Source organism: Pseudoalteromonas sp. EB27, assembly GCF_001974875.1.
GTDB lineage: Bacteria > Pseudomonadota > Gammaproteobacteria > Enterobacterales > Alteromonadaceae > Pseudoalteromonas.
This window is the reverse complement of the sequence record NZ_MTQD01000008.1, coordinates 89491-105961: the sequence shown is the minus strand read 5'-3', so window position 1 is coordinate 105961 and position 16471 is coordinate 89491. Positions and strand designations below refer to the sequence as shown.

Below are 16471 nucleotides of genomic sequence, written 5' to 3'. Positions count from 1 at the left end.
AGTAATTTTTAAGATTACAAATACCCATTTTATTACACAGCCAACGAGCCCTTAATTAATAAGGCTTAGCTGCTAATTAACTTTATGATTTAGCAGTATATAGTGGACTATGCAGGTGAGTTTCACTTCCAGAACTATATAAGTTTTTGTTCAATTGATTACTACTTTGGTTATTGAGTCTGCTTTTGAAGATGTAGATCCAAGTTTGCGCCATGCTTCGTACTTGTCACTTTTGAGCCATGTAATACCTATGTACTCTTCCCAATTAACAAAATCGAGAGTTTTATAGCGCTCATCTGCGCAGCCACCAGCGCCAAATGCAACTCTGCAAAGCGTTAATGTAAGATACGTGCCATCGTATTTAAGGCGTTTATTGCTTTGATTTTCTGGGCAACTAGACAATAACCGAGTTGGGATATTTAAAACAATGCTTGCTGTTTTTATACTGCCTTCACTAGCAACTCGAGTGATGGACGAGCAACCTTGTAAATAAAATTCATAGTTATCAATAACAACATCAGGCGTTAATGGCTCCCACCAAGGCGTAGGTAGCGAGGTAGTAACATTGGTTTTTAAAGGATTTTTGCTACAAGCAGCTATCAAAACAAGGCAGCCAAAGAGTAAAAGCAGTGATTTGTAAATATTCATAATTGGCTTCCTATCTCTGCAGTTTAATTTATTTGAGTATAGGATATTTTAACAAAAGGAAATTGGACGAGATTAAACACTTTTAGGTGCAAAAATAATAATGGCCATACCAAGTAAAGCAACAGCTCCACCAATAACATCCCACATAGTGAGCTTTACGCCATCAACAACCCATAACCACAATAGCGCAACGCAAATATATACGCCGCCATAAGCTGCATATACACGACCAGATGCATCAGGGTGAAGAGATAATAGCCAAGCAAATAAAGCTAAACTTAAAGCCGCAGGAATTAAAAGTAATATACTTTTATCCTCTTTAAGCCAAAGGTAAGGAAGGTAACAGCCAATAATTTCGGCAAGAGCGGTTATGACAAATAGCGCGATAGTTTTTACTTCAAACATAACGTTCTCACGTAATTTAATTAGCTAAGTAACATACAAATGTTGTTACTTAGCTATTTTACTTATTCAGCTAATGCCATTGCGGCAAGCTTCATTGTACTCTCAAACGATTTAGTACCCGCTATAAACAAACCATTGTGGCAGAACACGGCATCATCAATACCTGTTTCATCTACAAACGCTTCATCAGATAAGCCTGACCACGCTTTAGGAAGCGATTTTCTATCCTCAAACGATCCTGGCTCAACTGGCACAGTTTGTAATATCCATTGTCCAGAATGCGATGGGTAAACCATGTATAGCGCATCGCTTGATAAAATATGCACTGTTTTTTTCCACGGAGTGTATTTTTCAAGCACTATAACTCTGGCATCTTCTGCACTTTCAATTGCTTTGGCAACAATCTCTTTTGCATTTACACTTCCGTGAGCTGATGCGATAAAACGAATGAGCATGCGAGCTGCAAATTCAACAGCTTCATCAAAGCAGGTATCAAAGTTACTTTCTTCTTCCCATGTAGGATTAAACATTGAGATTGTTTGGCTCAAGCTTATTCCTTTTGACACACCTTCAACATGACCACAATCAATGGCGTCAATTGTTGAAACTAAGCCCGAATCAACTCTATCAGCAACGGCTTGGTTATCATCACACAGCGCTAAGCCATATTTTTTCCACACTAAGCCAAATGATGAAAAAGGAATGCCATTTTCTCGTTCGCCTGCACCACCACGTTGATGATGATCGAAGCGATTAGTTTCGGGGTCGTATTCGCCACCTACATCAATTACAAAGTCGGCACCCTCTATAAGCGCTTTATCGCGAGTACGTACCAGTTTAAACGTTGGCAAAACATGTTTAAGTACCGCAATACTAAAAACGTCATCTGCATGAAAATTACCATTGTGGGTTACTACTGTTATTTCGCTCATTTGTTTATTGCTACTTTTAGAAAAGATAAAAATTCTCGCTTTGTAAGTTAGTCACTAATTATCAAGGCAGATTTTATACGAAGACAGATGTGAAAAACAGTGAAGTATTTTTTGCATCACTATAAAAGACTTTCTTAAAGTGATTAGCTTGGTTATGCCGTTTATTGCAAAGCAATAATAAGTAGCTTCTTAAAACTACTCTAAATTAGAATAAAACGAATGATCATGGACCTGATATTTACGACATATCGAGGTTTAACATGTCGTAGCGTTAATAAGCTTATTGGCTAAGCCCTAACTCCATAAATACACTTTGTGGATTATCTATATATGAGCCAAAACTGCTACAGCGTTTAAAGCCTAAATTTTCATATAAATTGATTGATTTTATTTGTTTTGGACCTGTTTCTAAACGTATTAACGGGATCTGCTTCTCGCCAGCTTGATGTAATAAAATCTGCATAATACGTCTTGATAGCCCTTTACCACGATGACTTGGTTTTACGTATAAACGTCTTATTTCGCCATAAGGCTGAGTATCAAATTTCTCTACGATCGCACCACAGGCAATAATACCTTCATCAGTTTTTAAACCAATAGCATACACATTAGGTAAGGTTAATTCGTTTAGCTCCAGAGACTGCGCTGTAGCAACAGGATATAAAGAATTTATAAGTCGGTCTATATCGTCAAATACATTTACTACATCGGGATCATTAGGGTTCAAATCAACTAACTGCATAAAGCTTCCATTCATTGTTATAAGTTTATTAAGCTTTAAATAATATATTCAAGCGGGCATAGCTTAGCATTGTTTAACCAAAAAATCTTTAGTCCTTATTTAGCATATAGTTTGGGAAACTTTAACAGCTAGAAAATGCAAATGTCCTTGTATATAAAGATTTTCTATTTGGTTATTACCAATTAGCTTAATTAAATGATCTATTTTGAGATAAGAAAGTCGTGTCGATAACAAGGCAGAATTTTTAACATAGTTACCGCCAGGTTTAATCCCTCTAAACGATTAAGTATTATTGCGGATTGCTATTAGCCCTATGCCATTTTAAATAACGTTCTTTATCCATAGGCTTTGCAACTAAGTAGCCTTGCATAGTATCAATATTCATTTTTGTAAGTAAGTCATACTGCTCTATTGTTTCTACGCCTTCTGCAACGACCACTAAGTTTAAGCTTTTACCTAAACTGATAATTGTTTGTGCGATATTAAAGCCAATCTCATTATCTAAAATCTTATCAACAAAGCTCTTATCTATTTTTAATTCTTTAACAGGAAACGCACTTAAGTAAGCTAAGCAGGAATACCCTGTTCCAAAGTCGTCAATCGAAAATAAAAAGTCAGCAGCAATGAGCTCTTTCATTTGCCTAATTGTATAATCTATATCGCTAGAGAGCATTGACTCAGTTATTTCTAACTTAATTTGTGATGCTCGAATATCAAATTTATTAATAATGTTAAACAACTCACCTTTTAAATTTGATGAATTGAACTGACTTTGACTAATATTAATTGAAACACTAAACGAGTTGTCAATTATAGCGTTTGCTTTCAGTTCATTAATTAAAATACATATATCATGCAAAACAATATTTTGTAGTTTTTGAATAAGACCGTATTGCTCAGCTATAGGTATAAATTCGTTTGCCGCTATCAGCCCTCTTTGAGGATGGTTCCACCTAATGAGTGCTTCAGCACCAACAACGTTACCTTGCGTATTTACTTGTGGCTGAAAGTAAGCACAAAACTCATTAGACGCAATTGCCCTCACTATATCGGTTTCTAGTTCTGCTTGCTTTTCAAGCAGTGTTTGCAAAGCTGGATCGTAAAAGCTACTGCTATTTCCCCCCTTATTTTTAGAATGATACATAGCTGTATCTGCAAATTTTAATATATTTCCAGCCTGTGCATTTACGCTATCAATTAGGCAAATACCTATGCTACAACTTACTTGGAATGCAAGGTTGCCCAATTCGAATTTATCATGAAAAGCCCTTTGAATTTCTTGAGCAACTGATTTACATTCTAGGATTGCTTGCTTTGTGTCTTGCCCTATGTGTTTAAGTAAAATAATAAATTCATCACCACCCGCTCTGGCTAGTGTATCTGAGTCTTTTATTATTGCACTTAACCTTTTTGATAGCTCCACAAGTACTTCATCCCCTGCACTGTGCCCAAGTGAATCATTAATACGCTTGAAGTTATCTAGGTCTAAAAATAATAACGCCCCTATATTTTTATTGCGCTTGATACTCTCTACACACGCGCTTAATCTGTCACTAAGCATTCTTCTATTTGGAAGTTTAGTTAATGGATCGTAAAAGGCGAGTTTGTGAACTTCTTGCTCAGCTTTTTTCTTTATTGAAATATCTCTGGCCATCCATATTACATGTCTTTTTGTAGGGCTACTGGGATTGTAATGATCTAAAACCGCAGCCCGTCCCTCAAAAACTATATTTCCTTTTGGTACATCTAATTCGTACTCAAAAATTTGCATCTCGTTAGTCGAAAGTGTTTTTTCAATAACGTCAATTATCATCTGCGCATCTTTTTGAGGAAGCAGGTCTTTAACATTTTGACCAATAAGATCCGTCGACGAATCAAGCAGCAACTCATTAGAGGTACCATAAACATCGGTATATGTGCCATCTTCACTTAAAATGAGGATGAGATCGGGCATTACTTTGGTGAAGGCTTTAAATTTTTCATTACTGTGCTGTAAATTAACGACAAGCTGTTTTGCCTTCTCAAATTCGTTACTTTTCTCAAGAGCGATACTTGAAAAGTGTACAAAAAAATCTATTAATTCTAAATCTTGCTCTGATGGGGTTTTAGGTGTGCTGTGATAAATAGCAAAGGTGCCTAACAAATCAGCTTGAGTCGAAAAAATAGGTGTTGACCAACATGACCTATGATCAAACTTTAGCGCTAAATCTTTAAAGTCCTCCCACAGCGGTGAGGTTTCAATATTTTCTACAATTGTGCGCGTCTTCGAGAATGCGGCAGTACCACATGAGCCGACTTTTGGCCCTATGTAAATACCATTAAGCAATTCACAGTACTCTGGGTGAATATTAGGGGCTGCGCAATGAAAGAGCTGCTGGCCTTTAATTGATAAAATGGAACACCTTGCAGACTCATCATCAATAATCTGCTCTATTGATAAACAAATTTCAGTAAGCACCGCATTTAAGGGTACCCCTAATGCAATTTTAGATAAAATGCCTTGCTGGTGAGATAATAACTTTTTTAACCGATCCGTACCCATTTCCACTCGCTCGCATTATTTATACATATTGATACAACAAAAAGCCTCATGCAGATGCTTTTTTCTATGTAGTAAAGTTCAGTATAGTCATGATTAGTAAGTTTATTCTTTTATTAATAAAAAACTAACCTGATCTACATTGATTAATCATAATTGCATATTACTAAACACCTATAGGTACTATATAACCAAAACCGCAACATTAAAGCTAACACTTTGTTACTTAAAAATACTGTTCAAAATTATTAAGCTATTTATACTGTAGCTAGTGATAAATATTTTTTGAGGTTACAGTGCAGATCACACAAGGTATGGAATATTTTTTTTCGGGGTTTAAATTAATTAGCCAAAAAGGGTTAAAGCGTTTTGTACTTATCCCACTTTTAATTAATGTTTTACTATTTGGTAGCTCGTTGTTTTTCTTATTTGGATGGCTAAGTGATAGCTTTAGCTACATTAATAATATGCTGCCAGAGTGGTTAAGCTGGCTTGAATGGCTAATGTGGCCAATTGCAGTATTAGTCGTATTATTTAGCTACAGCATGCTCTTTACTGTCATCACTAATTTTATTGCAGCCCCCTTTAATGCTTTATTAAGTGAAAAAGTTGAGCTCTATTTAACGGGTCAAAAAATTAATGATGACGGTTTTTCCGAATTAGTTAAAGATGTACCTAGAATGCTTGCCCGTGAGTGGACAAAGCTGTGCTATTACCTTCCTCGCGCTATTGGCTTTTTTATACTTCTTTGGGTTTTACCTGTCATAGGTCAAATACTATGGGTTTTATTTACCTGCTGGATGTATGCGGTGCAGTATGAAGACTATGCATTTGATAACCATAAAATTGGCTTTAAGCAGATGAAAGACGATTTAAAATCTAAGCAAGGTTTATCATATGGGTTTGGTTTTGCCGTTATGTTATTAACCGCTATACCCTTTGTAAACTTAATAGTTATGCCTGTAGCTGTGTGTGGTGCAACACGTTTGTGGGTCGATAATTATCGGTCAAAATACCGCAGTTAATTAATAGGTTGCTGACTTTTCAATATTCAAAGGTCACCGCACTCGAGATAAAAAAGCACCTAAGGTGCTTTTTTAATCTATTTTTAAAGCAATAAACTCAAGCGATGCACGCCTTGGTAATGCATCGCTTTGTTTATCTACTTCTTCGAAGTTTTTAATCAAAATACTAAAGCGCTGATTGTTAAAATTAACGGCTGTAACTTCACCAATTTTTATACTGTAGTTTTGCTGCTGGTTAAACAGCGTTAGTGTTCGCCCGTTTATACGCTCTACGAATAAGTAAGGTGTTTGATCTGGCATCTTTAAACGGATGACATTGATTTTACTTAACTCATGTACCGCCACCCAATTTTGACTCTGCATTAACGTATTATAACTACTAATGCCTTCAGGCTGATAAACAACATCTTGGCTTATCACGCATGTCTTACAGCCCTCTACTGATTCAACTCGCCAGTCAATAGCTGTATTTTTATAATATAAATTGTCATTTTTTAGTAACCATTCACGTGCATTGTTAGTATCGCTACACGCTATTAGTAAGCTTAAAAAACTACTACAAACAATAAACTTAATACTTAACCCTAGTTTCATATTAATGCTCTTTAATTGCTTTTAACTCAGCAATAATTGCACTACTTGGTTGCGCTTCTTTTATATAACTGGGCAGCGTTTCAATATACGTAGGCGAGCTTTGTAAATTATACACCTTACTATTATTGGTATTTGGCACGCCAAATCGATTACCTGCACTTTGCATATAAAACTGCAAATTAAGCATATTCCACTCATCTACATCACTAAGTATTGATATTGTATTATCTTGGTTACTATCAAAGCTGGTTAAGCTTTCAGTGTTAATTGCATTACAGTTAAAATCAACAGGTAGTGAGCCATTTCGATTTAATCCCTGTGCTTCAAGTATTGTGCTCTCATTTAAATCTGCTGAACTACCACTTGAATAATCAATAATAAAATCATCTGTAGAGCCTAAATGACTATTAGTATTTGGTGTAATATCACAACTAACATTGCCTGGATAAAAGCGCTCATAATAACGATCGCCTTCGTTATTACCTATTGTTGATAAACCCGCTAATTGATATAAATAATTCATAGAGCTTAAATGATTAGGCTTAAAGTTAATCTCTTCATCGCCACCATGGTATAAGCCTAAGTTATGCCCTAGCTCATGAAAGATAGTTGATGCTTGATAATTATAAGTTACATTGGTTGCTGTTTGCGTATCCAAAGTTAAGCCCCATCCCCCCATAGTTACCATTAAATCATTACCGCTGATCTCAGCAATACCCGACCCACTAATACTGCCATCTTCATTTCCACTACTTGCCATTAATAAGTAATGAAAAATGGGTCTGCGGGTTATATCGGTATATTCCATTTTATAAGCAAATAAATTAGGGCTACTTAAATCGTACTCAAACGGAGTATAGCTATTAAAAGGGACAACATTTCCGCCACCTAAATCAAAGTTTTCCGGCGCAATATCGCTATTTTGATCAAATAAATCACCTACATCAAAATGAACGGTGTAGCCTTTATTTGCAAATACACTAACAATTTTTTCAAGTGCAGTTCGATGAGGCGTTATTCCAACATCACTACTATCCATATAATCTATTTCAATAAATATATCTTTTTGTGAAGTACGCGCCCCCCATTCATACAGAGGCAGCCCAGCAAATGTTGTTCCCTCTACCTCTGCGCAATCTGGAATACCGTCTTTATCATCATCTATTGAGCAAGTTATATCGTTAGGCCCTGCCGGAGTGTTGAATACTGAGTAGTTCCAGTCTGTATTTTGGTTGGTATCGGTTGCGCCGAGCGCACGCTTTAAGCTGGCGCCCTGCTCTGGCAGTATTTGTGCAGCATTTTCTCCTTGCCACTGCGAGGCTGTTACTGGCTCTTGGGTTGAATTTCCAAACTTAACAAAATCGATAGTTTGTGTACTCGCACTATTAAGTAATTCTGCAAAACCATTTATGTACCAATAAGGCCTAATTTGATCATTCGCGTTACCAACAAGTACAAGCTTTGTATTATTTAATGACGCACTTGCTAAAAAGTCATCACCAAAGCGACTTTGTAAAATAATATAGGCGCCATTTAAAAGCTCTTTATCAGGCAGCGCAAATACTTGCTCATCACTCAGCGTACTATCAGACATATTAATACTGCGAGCTTTAAGAGAATAGTCTTGTAAATTTACTGTTGCACCGGTGCCATTATAAAGTTCAACCCAAGGTAAGTCGTTACTAAATTGCACAGATGAAAGCTCTGTTATTTTTATATTTTGGCTAGAAGTTGTAAACGAGGTGGCAGTTTGCGCCAAAATAGTTGTGCTATCAAAATTAGCTAAATCAGCTGTAACACGAACAATATATTGAGTGTCTTCATCAAAGCTTGCGCTTAAATTTACAGTATGAAAATAAGTACTTGTGTCGCTGGTAGTACCCGACAAACTTTCAATAGTTAAAGCCAAGCAAGTAGTAAAGTTATCTGCTGACACTTGTATGCTTCCAGTACAAGTACCATTACTAGAATTAACGGCTAAAGTACTCACAAGCATAATATCTGAAAATGTAATGCTAACAGGGCTATCTACAAATACTGGTTCATTACTATTTTGTGGTGTTACATTACTAATCGTAGCGGGCGTTGAATCAATAACGGTAATACTTAGTACAAATTCGGTTGTGTCTTTGGTATCAGTCGCCGTTAACGTATAGCTTTGTGGAGTGATACTATTTGCGGGAGGTGTGTAACTAAAACGTAAGGCTTGGGCATCAATAACACTAATTTGCGCACCATTTAAATCATCACCAAAGTCAATCTGTACGCTATCGTTATCAGCATCGCTAACAACTAAACTAAATTCAGTGGCTTGATTATATTGCACGCTAATACTTACATCATCTGCAGTTGGTGGATTGTTTGGTGCTAATATCATAACTGTTTTTTGAGCGTTATTTGTTGCGTTATCGTCATCTGTTACAGTTACTACAAAGGTAACATTGGTGTTTTGTGCAACAGTAGGCGCGTTAAAGCTAATACTTGTTTCTGCTTGAATAAGTTCAACTACAGGGCCACTTATTTGCTGCCAAGTTATGCTGTTAATACTCCCGTCACTATCTTGTGCATCTGCAACTAAGGTTACACTAACGCCTTTTTCAGCTTCTTCAGGGCCTGTAACAATAACTGTTGGCGCGCTATTTACTTGATTGATTAAAACCGTTTTACTCGCTTGAGCGCTTTTACCGGCATTGTCAGTTACGGTTACGCTAAAACCTAGCGTTGTATTTTCAGATACATTAGGAGCAGTAAAACTAAGGACTCCATCTGCTTGTGTAAACTCAACATTGTCCCCAGCAGACTGAATCCAATTAATATTACTTATTGTTCCATCTGTATCTTGAGCGTTAGCAACCAAACTAACCTGTGCGTTAGCAAGTGCACTACTTGGGCCTGTAATATTAACTGTAGGAGCATTATTTTGAGAAGTGATAATGCCTGAAAATACCTGTTGTGCAGTAGCACCTGAATTATCAGTAACAGTAACTGAAAAACTAAAGGTCGTGTCAGTGGTTACACTCGGTGCAGTGGCGGTAAGCGTGTTACCGTTAGAGGTGAACGTAAACTCAGGGCCGCTAAGTTGTTGCCATTGATAGCTGGCTATTTGTCCGTCACTATCACTTGCAAGCGCAGTAATAGTAAATGATTGGTTAGAAGCAATAACGTTACTACTAACAGAGAGCGTAACACTGGGCGCAGCGTTACCAGAGGGCGTAGTTGAATCACTACCTTCTCCGCCGCCACCACAACCTGTGATTAAAAGTGATAAAAAAAGTAAACTTAGCCATTTATTAATATTGTTTTTTACCACTTTTAGCCTCTACATATTAACTATACAAATTTTGTGGCACCTTAGTAACGTTTAAATGAACGGTTATTTCCTCACGATCATGATATAGATGTTTAGCTTGTAACTCGTAATTAATACCTTGTTTCTCAAGCTCTTTTCTTATCATCGAAAGACATTCATAAACACTATCAAAGCGTTTTTTCATAGGGAGTTTTAAGTTAAATATAAACTCTTTTGCGTATGCATTTACTGCCCAGTCAATCATTAGCGTAGTCACTTTGGTTGGTTTTTCCACCATATCGCACACTAACCAAGTAATATTTCTTTTTTCTGGACGATATTTAAAACCATCGGCTCTAAAATGTTTAACTTGCCCAGTTTGCATTAAATCGTCATTCATTGGACCGTTATCAATCGCGCTTACAAACATACCACGGCGTACAAGCTGATAAGTCCAACCACCCGGGCATGCACCTAAATCAACACTGCGCATACCTGCTGCCACACGTGATTCACGTTGCTGTTCAGGAATAAATACATTAAACGCTTCATCGAGTTTTAACGTTGAACGACTCGGTGCATCGCTTGGCATACGAAGGCGTAAAATACCCATGAAAAATGGAGAATTATTAAAGCTATACGAGTAACCCACATAAGCCGTATTGTTTGTTAAAAACATGACATGCATTACTGGGCGGTTTGCTTTTGGCTCACGCAGTACTGTATTTTGTTTTTCGAGGGCTTTTTTAAGCGGCGTTGAGATTTTTTTACAGAACGTTAAAAGCTCTTTGCCTTCATTGGTATCTGGCGTTTCAACGCGCAGCTCTGAGCACAATGTAAAATCTTTAGCAGCTTCAACTACTGCACTTACACGGTCTTCTACTGGCATGTTTTCAAGCAATGTACCGGCAAACCATTGGCGTGCGAACACCATATTTTTAAAATCGACTTTTTTGATTATTTCGTCGCTGTGATGCGCTTCAAAACATTCGTAAACAACATAACCTGTATTTGGCTTTGCTTTTACATACCCTGCAAAACCCTGCTCTGCAGCATGAAACGTTATTTCAGCAGCGGCATCGTTTTCAAAACCACTACGACAATAAATCACAACACTAGACATATTAACCCTTAAACTCTTTAAAACTTAAATCGTGCAACTTGCACTAAAATAACAATCCAACCAATAATAAAGCACAATCCACCAAGCGGTGTTATCGGCCCTAGCCACTTCATATCTGTTAGAGTGAGTAAATATAAACTGCCACTAAAAAGTAGTGTGCCAGTTATGAAAAAGCCACCAGCCCAACTCAAATTTATGCCCCATTTAATTAAAATAGCCACCGCAATAAGTGCAAGGCCATGCAACATTTGATACTCAGCAGCTGTTTTAAAAACCCCTAATGAATACTCCGATAAACGGCTTTTTAAACCATGGGCAGCAAATGCACCTAACATAACCGAGAGCATACAAAAAACACTGCCGGTCATTAAAAATAATTTAATCATTTAACCCCCTAATCGAGTTTTAACACATCTCAACTTGTTGCTTAATAAATTCAACAGCACTTAGTGCTGCTGCTCCTCTATTTTGCAGTTCAGTTACACCACTTTTTTTACGTGGTTTTAATGAATGATCGCCATCAGGCAGCCATGTGATTAAAGGCTGTTTTGGCATTTCCATAGTAAGCAGTTCTTCACGTGTACCAAATGTATCTCGCTCGCCCTGTAATACTAAAAAAGGGCAAACAATATCAGCAAAATGATCGGTGCGTAACTTTTCTGGCTTACCCGGCGGATGAAATGGATAACCAAATGCAATAACACCCGAAAGTTTTTGCTCGGTGCTGCACGCAAGCATTGATGCCATGCGTCCGCCCATCGATTTACCGCCTATAAATAACGGTAAATCTGGCTGCGCCTTCGTTAGCACTTGCTCATAATAAATAAGTAGTTTTGGCGCTCGCTCAGGAGGCCTACGTTTATTGGTTTGTTTGGCAACTTGCATATATTCAAAATCAAATAAACCAACATCAACACCTTGCTCGCTTATTAATTTTGCCATGTGTTGCATAAAGTCAGAATCGCTACCGGCACCTGCACCATGTGCAAATATAAACTGTGCAATTGCAGGTTGTGCGGTGCTTTTAAACCATTCAATCATTATTAATACTCATGTTCTTGCTCATGCTCTACTAAGCTCAGCATCCACTCTTTAAACGAAACTATTTTACCAAGCTCTGTTTGCGATTCGCGAAGCACTAAGTAATATGCATTTTTACTTTCTAGACTGTGATTAAACGGAATAACCAAACGCCCTGCATCTATGTCGGGTTTAGCTAATACACTATTACCAATTGCCACACCTTGCCCATGTACTGCAGCTTGTAACACCATTGATGAGTGACTAAAAATAGGCCCTTGATTTACCTGGATGTTACGCACACCTGCAGTTTTCATCCACGTTTTCCAGTTTTTACGTGTGGTGTCATGCAATAAGGTGTGATGCGCTAAATCACTTGGTTGGTCAAGCGGCTTTGGCCCACTCAATAACATAGGGCTACAAAGTGGTACTAAATATTCAGTATGAAGTTTGTACGCTTGTACGCCATTCCAATGACCTCTTCCATAGTAAATAGCAATATCTACGTCATCAGTCAGTGAGTTTTCATCTTGATCTTGCGCTTTTATTCGCACATCTATCTCAGGGTGCAACTCATTAAACAAACTCAAACGAGGCACTAACCACTGAATAGCAAAGCTTGGCGTTAGGCTTACTGTTAATGAGCCTTTTGCACCACGGGCTAATAGCTTTTCAGTGGCATCAATAAGCTGAGTAAAAATCTCTTTTATATCTAAAAAATAGCCTTGGCCTTCTTCAGTTAATAATAATGAGCGGTTTTTACGTAAAAACAACTTTAAACCTAAATGCTCTTCAAGTGTTTTTATTTGATGACTTACTGCCGCCTGCGTTACATAAAGCTCTTCTGCTGCCTTAGTAAAACTTAAATGACGCGCAGCCGCTTCAAAGGCCTTTAATGCGTTTAGTGGAGGTACCCGTCTTGACATAATAACCAAGCTTAGAATTAGTTTTTCTTATGCGTGAGATTATATACATCATATAAGTTTGTGTATATTAAAGGCATAAAAAAAGCGACCTGAGTCGCTTTTTAATAAACATCATGCTTAATTATAAATCGCTTGCACTTGTATCAAGTGGTGCAAAGCTTTTAATTAAATCATCAACCGCTTTCATTTGCGTTAAGTACCCCTCTAACTTACTAAGCGCTAGCGCACATGGGCCATCACATTTAGCTTCGTTAGGGTTTGGATGCGCCTCAATAAATAAACCTGCAATACCTAGCGCCATACCGCTGCGTGCAAGCTCTGCTGCTTGTGCACGACGACCATCAGCAGAATCAGCTCGGCCACCAGGGCGCTGAAGTGCATGTGTTGCATCAAAAATAACAGGCGCCATTGCTTTCATGTCATCCATACCCAGCATATCAACCACTAGATTGTTATAACCAAAGCTAGAGCCACGCTCACAAAGTGCGATGTTATTATTACCCGCTTCATTAAATTTAGTAATGATATGGCGCATTTCATGTGGCGCTAAAAACTGTGGTTTTTTCACGTTAATAATTGCACCTGTTTTAGCCATCGCCACAACTAAATCTGTTTGACGAGCTAAAAAAGCGGGTAACTGAATTACATCAACAACTTCAGCAACAGGCGCTGCTTGATGCGGTTCATGTACATCAGTAATAAGTGGAATTTTAAACGTGTTTTTAATCTCTTCAAATATTTTTAAACCTTCTTCCATACCAGGACCACGGTACGAATTGATTGAAGAACGGTTAGCCTTATCAAATGACGCTTTAAATACATAAGGAATATTTAATTTAGTCGTTACTTCTACGTAATGCTCTGCAACACGCATAGCTAAATCGCGAGATTCTAATACGTTAATACCACCAAACAATACAAACGGTTTGTTGTTTGCTAGCTCAATTTCATTAATTTTAATAATTTGGTCTTTCATTTAAATTCCTTACGGTGCAACTGCTTGCATCATTAATCCACAAATATAAGCCATATAAGTACCCACACCATAGCCAAGTACAGCTAGCAGAACGCCAACTGGCGCTAATGACGGGTGAAACGCTGATGCTACAACAGGTGCAGACGCTGCGCCGCCCACATTAGCCTGAGAGCCTACGGCCATATAAAATAACGGAGCTTTAATAAGTTTAGCCACGAGTAACATTATACTTGCATGCACTAACATCCAAATTGCGCCAACTAAAAATAACCCAGGGTTATTGAAGATAGCGGTTACGTTCATGTGCAAACCAATTGATGCGACTAAAATATATAAAAAGCTAGAGGCTACCTTTGAAGCGCCAAACGCTTCTATTTGTCTAACTTTAGTAAACGATAAGCCTATACCAATCGTTGTCGATATAACTATTAGCCAAAAGAACTTACTGTTTAAGCTATATTCTTTTGCCCATTCATAAGTAGTGCCAAAGTACGGACCTAAAAAGTCAGCACAAAAATGTGCTAAACCTGTTATACCAAATGCAATTGCAAGCAGCGTCATATAATCGTTAAGAGTAGGAATGCGTGCATGTTCTGCGTGATAGGCTTCAACCCGTTTTTTCAGATCTTCAATTGCGCTCGTGTCGGCACCCGTAGCTGCATCAATCTTTTTGTGGTTTGCTGCCATTAGCAATAAAACAGCCATCCAAATATTCGCGACTATTACATCGACTGTAATCATTACAGAAAATATATCACCGCCAACTTCAAACATTTCTTTCATTGATGCTTGGTTAGCACCACCGCCGATCCAGCTACCCGCAACGGTTGTCATACCGCGCCATACGGCATCAGGTCCATGCCCGCCAACAATACTTGGATCAAATGCACTCACTACTAAAATAGCTAATGGCCCACCGATAACAATACCTAATGTCCCCACTAAAAACATAATGAGCGCTTTAGGACCTAAATTAATAATCGCTTTTAAATCAATACTAATGGTGAGCAGTATTAAACAAGCAGGCAGTAAGTAGCGTGAAGCTACATAATAAACATTGGATTTGTTACCATCTACAATACCAAATGTATTTAATAACGAAGGTAAAAAGTAACACAGTAGTAAAGCTGGTACATATTTATAAAATCGTTTTAAAGCTGGACGTTCACTGTTTGAGGTTTTAAAAATAAACCCCAAAATAACAGCAAGTAAACCAAGCACAACGGCATCATTTGTAATTAATGCGCTTTGAGTTTCAACCATAATTATTCCTATTCTTAATGGTGCGTTTTATTATTATCTTCTAGTTCTTCTATCTGGTGTTGAATTATCTCTATTGCAGGATCGTCCGGACACTCATCGATAAAAAACTGTAAATCATCACGTGCCATTTTAGGGCAACCGAGCTGATTTAATAAGTAACCTCTGTCGCGTCTCTCATACGGGTCGTCGCCTATTAGCTCCATTAGCATCTCTACACAGGTCAAAGCATGACCAAATTTGTTTTCGCTAATGAAAGACCATTTTTGTTGAGCTAAAAATAACTTATATACTTCGTCATCAAAAATGAGCTCTAGAGGCTCTTGTTCTTGGCCATCATCTTCATCTGCGTTTTCAGGGATGATATACCAGCTTTGTTGTCCACTGCTTGGCTCTATTATGTAGCCTTCTTCATCACTAATCGCCACATGTACACCAACATCACCCTGCGTAAGACTAAGATTTGCGTCAAAGTTAGCTTGTTGTAAAAAATGACAAAGTATAATTGCCAGCGTGGTAGGTGAGCCACTGCGCATAGAAAGCGTATAACTTAATGTATTTAATTTATATTCAGGCACTTTTAAGCCTGAGGCACTAAATAGCCAATCGCTGTAAAACATATCTAATAATTTTTCGAGACGATCGTGCTCATCACTCACTTTTAGACACAGCGCTGAGATTTGCTGTTCAAAGTCAGTTAAAGTCTCATAACATGGTGTTAAATCTATCTGAGGGTCCCATTTTGATTCTGCTTTAATACAGCGGTAAATTGCTGGAGGTGTAAATTCATCGTAAGCATCATCAAGATAAGATTCATCGTGTTCGTCAAACCCGAGGGTAGTCATTAATACTGCAACATTTTAGAAAACGAAGGCGTAGTTTACCTAACTTTAAAGCTATATACCAATATAGAGGAGTTTTTGAATATTTTCTGAAAGGGAGTCTTATTTGAGCTTTATAAAATAATTATAAAGCTCAAATAGTCAGGTATT

15 protein-coding genes are annotated in these 16471 nt (G+C 37.6%); 1 reads left to right on the top strand and 14 read right to left on the bottom strand.

Features of this window, described 5'->3' with window-relative positions:
- Nucleotides 1-150: 150 nt before the first annotated feature.
- The 5 genes from BW142_RS10605 to BW142_RS10585 all read right to left on the bottom strand — a co-directional run bounded on the left by BW142_RS10605 (nucleotide 151) and on the right by BW142_RS10585 (nucleotide 5269).
- Complete coding sequence (locus tag BW142_RS10605; protein ID WP_076924840.1) at nucleotides 151-648, bottom strand: hypothetical protein; 498 nt, start codon at nucleotides 646-648, stop codon at nucleotides 151-153.
- A gap of 72 nt (nucleotides 649-720) precedes the next feature.
- The gene (locus BW142_RS10600; RefSeq protein WP_076924839.1) at nucleotides 721-1053 is read right to left on the bottom strand and encodes a YnfA family protein; all 333 of its coding nucleotides are present in this window, start codon (nucleotides 1051-1053) and stop codon (nucleotides 721-723) included.
- 62 nt (nucleotides 1054-1115) lie between these two features.
- Nucleotides 1116-1985 (bottom strand): MYG1 family protein, encoded by an 870-nt coding sequence (locus BW142_RS10595; protein WP_076924838.1) that lies wholly within the window; start codon nucleotides 1983-1985, stop codon nucleotides 1116-1118.
- Nucleotides 1986-2265: 280 nt separating this feature from the next.
- A complete protein-coding gene (locus BW142_RS10590; RefSeq protein WP_076924837.1) occupies nucleotides 2266-2727 on the bottom strand; it encodes a GNAT family N-acetyltransferase in 462 nt (153 codons plus the stop codon).
- Between the two features lie 289 nt (nucleotides 2728-3016).
- Entirely contained in the window at nucleotides 3017-5269 is a 2253-nt protein-coding gene (locus BW142_RS10585) for an EAL domain-containing protein (protein WP_076924836.1), read from the bottom strand.
- Between the two features lie 293 nt (nucleotides 5270-5562).
- On the opposite strand from BW142_RS10585, the gene cysZ reads away from it, so the two are divergent.
- Nucleotides 5563-6291 (top strand): sulfate transporter CysZ, encoded by a 729-nt coding sequence (gene cysZ, locus BW142_RS10580; RefSeq protein ID WP_024600670.1) that lies wholly within the window; start codon nucleotides 5563-5565, stop codon nucleotides 6289-6291.
- Nucleotides 6292-6363: 72 nt separating this feature from the next.
- Here the strand turns inward: cysZ and BW142_RS10575 are convergent, their stop codons facing one another.
- The 9 genes from BW142_RS10575 to BW142_RS10535 form a co-directional block, all read right to left on the bottom strand.
- The gene (locus tag BW142_RS10575) at nucleotides 6364-6885 is read right to left on the bottom strand and encodes a hypothetical protein (RefSeq protein WP_076924835.1); all 522 of its coding nucleotides are present in this window, start codon (nucleotides 6883-6885) and stop codon (nucleotides 6364-6366) included.
- Nucleotide 6886: 1 nt separating this feature from the next.
- Nucleotides 6887-10195 (bottom strand): hypothetical protein, encoded by a 3309-nt coding sequence (locus tag BW142_RS10570; RefSeq protein ID WP_076924834.1) that lies wholly within the window; start codon nucleotides 10193-10195, stop codon nucleotides 6887-6889.
- Between the two features lie 16 nt (nucleotides 10196-10211).
- On the bottom strand, nucleotides 10212-11297 hold the full coding sequence (gene rlmM, locus BW142_RS10565; protein WP_024600667.1) for a 23S rRNA (cytidine(2498)-2'-O)-methyltransferase RlmM: 1086 nt from the start codon (nucleotides 11295-11297) through the stop codon (nucleotides 10212-10214).
- A 17-nt stretch (nucleotides 11298-11314) separates the two neighbouring features.
- Nucleotides 11315-11683, bottom strand: coding sequence for a DUF423 domain-containing protein (locus BW142_RS10560; protein ID WP_076924833.1), 369 nt, complete (start codon nucleotides 11681-11683; stop codon nucleotides 11315-11317).
- A gap of 19 nt (nucleotides 11684-11702) precedes the next feature.
- Nucleotides 11703-12338, bottom strand: a complete 636-nt coding sequence (locus tag BW142_RS10555; RefSeq protein ID WP_076924832.1) for an alpha/beta family hydrolase — start codon at nucleotides 12336-12338, stop codon at nucleotides 11703-11705.
- Nucleotides 12339-12340: 2 nt separating this feature from the next.
- Entirely contained in the window at nucleotides 12341-13243 is a 903-nt protein-coding gene (locus BW142_RS10550; protein ID WP_024600664.1) for a transcriptional regulator GcvA, read from the bottom strand.
- Between the two features lie 121 nt (nucleotides 13244-13364).
- Nucleotides 13365-14219: a 3-deoxy-8-phosphooctulonate synthase gene (kdsA, locus tag BW142_RS10545; RefSeq protein WP_024600663.1), complete on the bottom strand. Its 855-nt coding sequence runs from the start codon at nucleotides 14217-14219 to the stop codon at nucleotides 13365-13367.
- 9 nt (nucleotides 14220-14228) lie between these two features.
- Nucleotides 14229-15482, bottom strand: coding sequence for a DUF819 family protein (locus tag BW142_RS10540; RefSeq protein ID WP_076924831.1), 1254 nt, complete (start codon nucleotides 15480-15482; stop codon nucleotides 14229-14231).
- A 14-nt stretch (nucleotides 15483-15496) separates the two neighbouring features.
- A complete protein-coding gene (locus BW142_RS10535; RefSeq protein ID WP_024597767.1) occupies nucleotides 15497-16324 on the bottom strand; it encodes a tetratricopeptide repeat protein in 828 nt (275 codons plus the stop codon).
- Nucleotides 16325-16471 lie beyond the last annotated feature (147 nt).

Coding starts and splice junctions, on each gene's coding strand:
- BW142_RS10555 (WP_076924832.1), bottom strand. CDS start 12,338: ATGATTGAATGGTTTAAAAGCACCGCACAACCTGCAATTGCACAGTTT.
- kdsA (WP_024600663.1), bottom strand. CDS start 14,219: ATGAAAGACCAAATTATTAAAATTAATGAAATTGAGCTAGCAAACAAC.
- rlmM (WP_024600667.1), bottom strand. CDS start 11,297: ATGTCTAGTGTTGTGATTTATTGTCGTAGTGGTTTTGAAAACGATGCC.
- BW142_RS10595 (WP_076924838.1), bottom strand. CDS start 1,985: ATGAGCGAAATAACAGTAGTAACCCACAATGGTAATTTTCATGCAGAT.
- BW142_RS10585 (WP_076924836.1), bottom strand. CDS start 5,269: ATGGGTACGGATCGGTTAAAAAAGTTATTATCTCACCAGCAAGGCATT.
- BW142_RS10560 (WP_076924833.1), bottom strand. CDS start 11,683: ATGATTAAATTATTTTTAATGACCGGCAGTGTTTTTTGTATGCTCTCG.
- BW142_RS10590 (WP_076924837.1), bottom strand. CDS start 2,727: ATGCAGTTAGTTGATTTGAACCCTAATGATCCCGATGTAGTAAATGTA.
- BW142_RS10600 (WP_076924839.1), bottom strand. CDS start 1,053: ATGTTTGAAGTAAAAACTATCGCGCTATTTGTCATAACCGCTCTTGCC.
- BW142_RS10535 (WP_024597767.1), bottom strand. CDS start 16,324: ATGACTACCCTCGGGTTTGACGAACACGATGAATCTTATCTTGATGAT.
- BW142_RS10605 (WP_076924840.1), bottom strand. CDS start 648: ATGAATATTTACAAATCACTGCTTTTACTCTTTGGCTGCCTTGTTTTG.
- BW142_RS10575 (WP_076924835.1), bottom strand. CDS start 6,885: ATGAAACTAGGGTTAAGTATTAAGTTTATTGTTTGTAGTAGTTTTTTA.
- BW142_RS10540 (WP_076924831.1), bottom strand. CDS start 15,482: ATGGTTGAAACTCAAAGCGCATTAATTACAAATGATGCCGTTGTGCTT.
- BW142_RS10550 (WP_024600664.1), bottom strand. CDS start 13,243: ATGTCAAGACGGGTACCTCCACTAAACGCATTAAAGGCCTTTGAAGCG.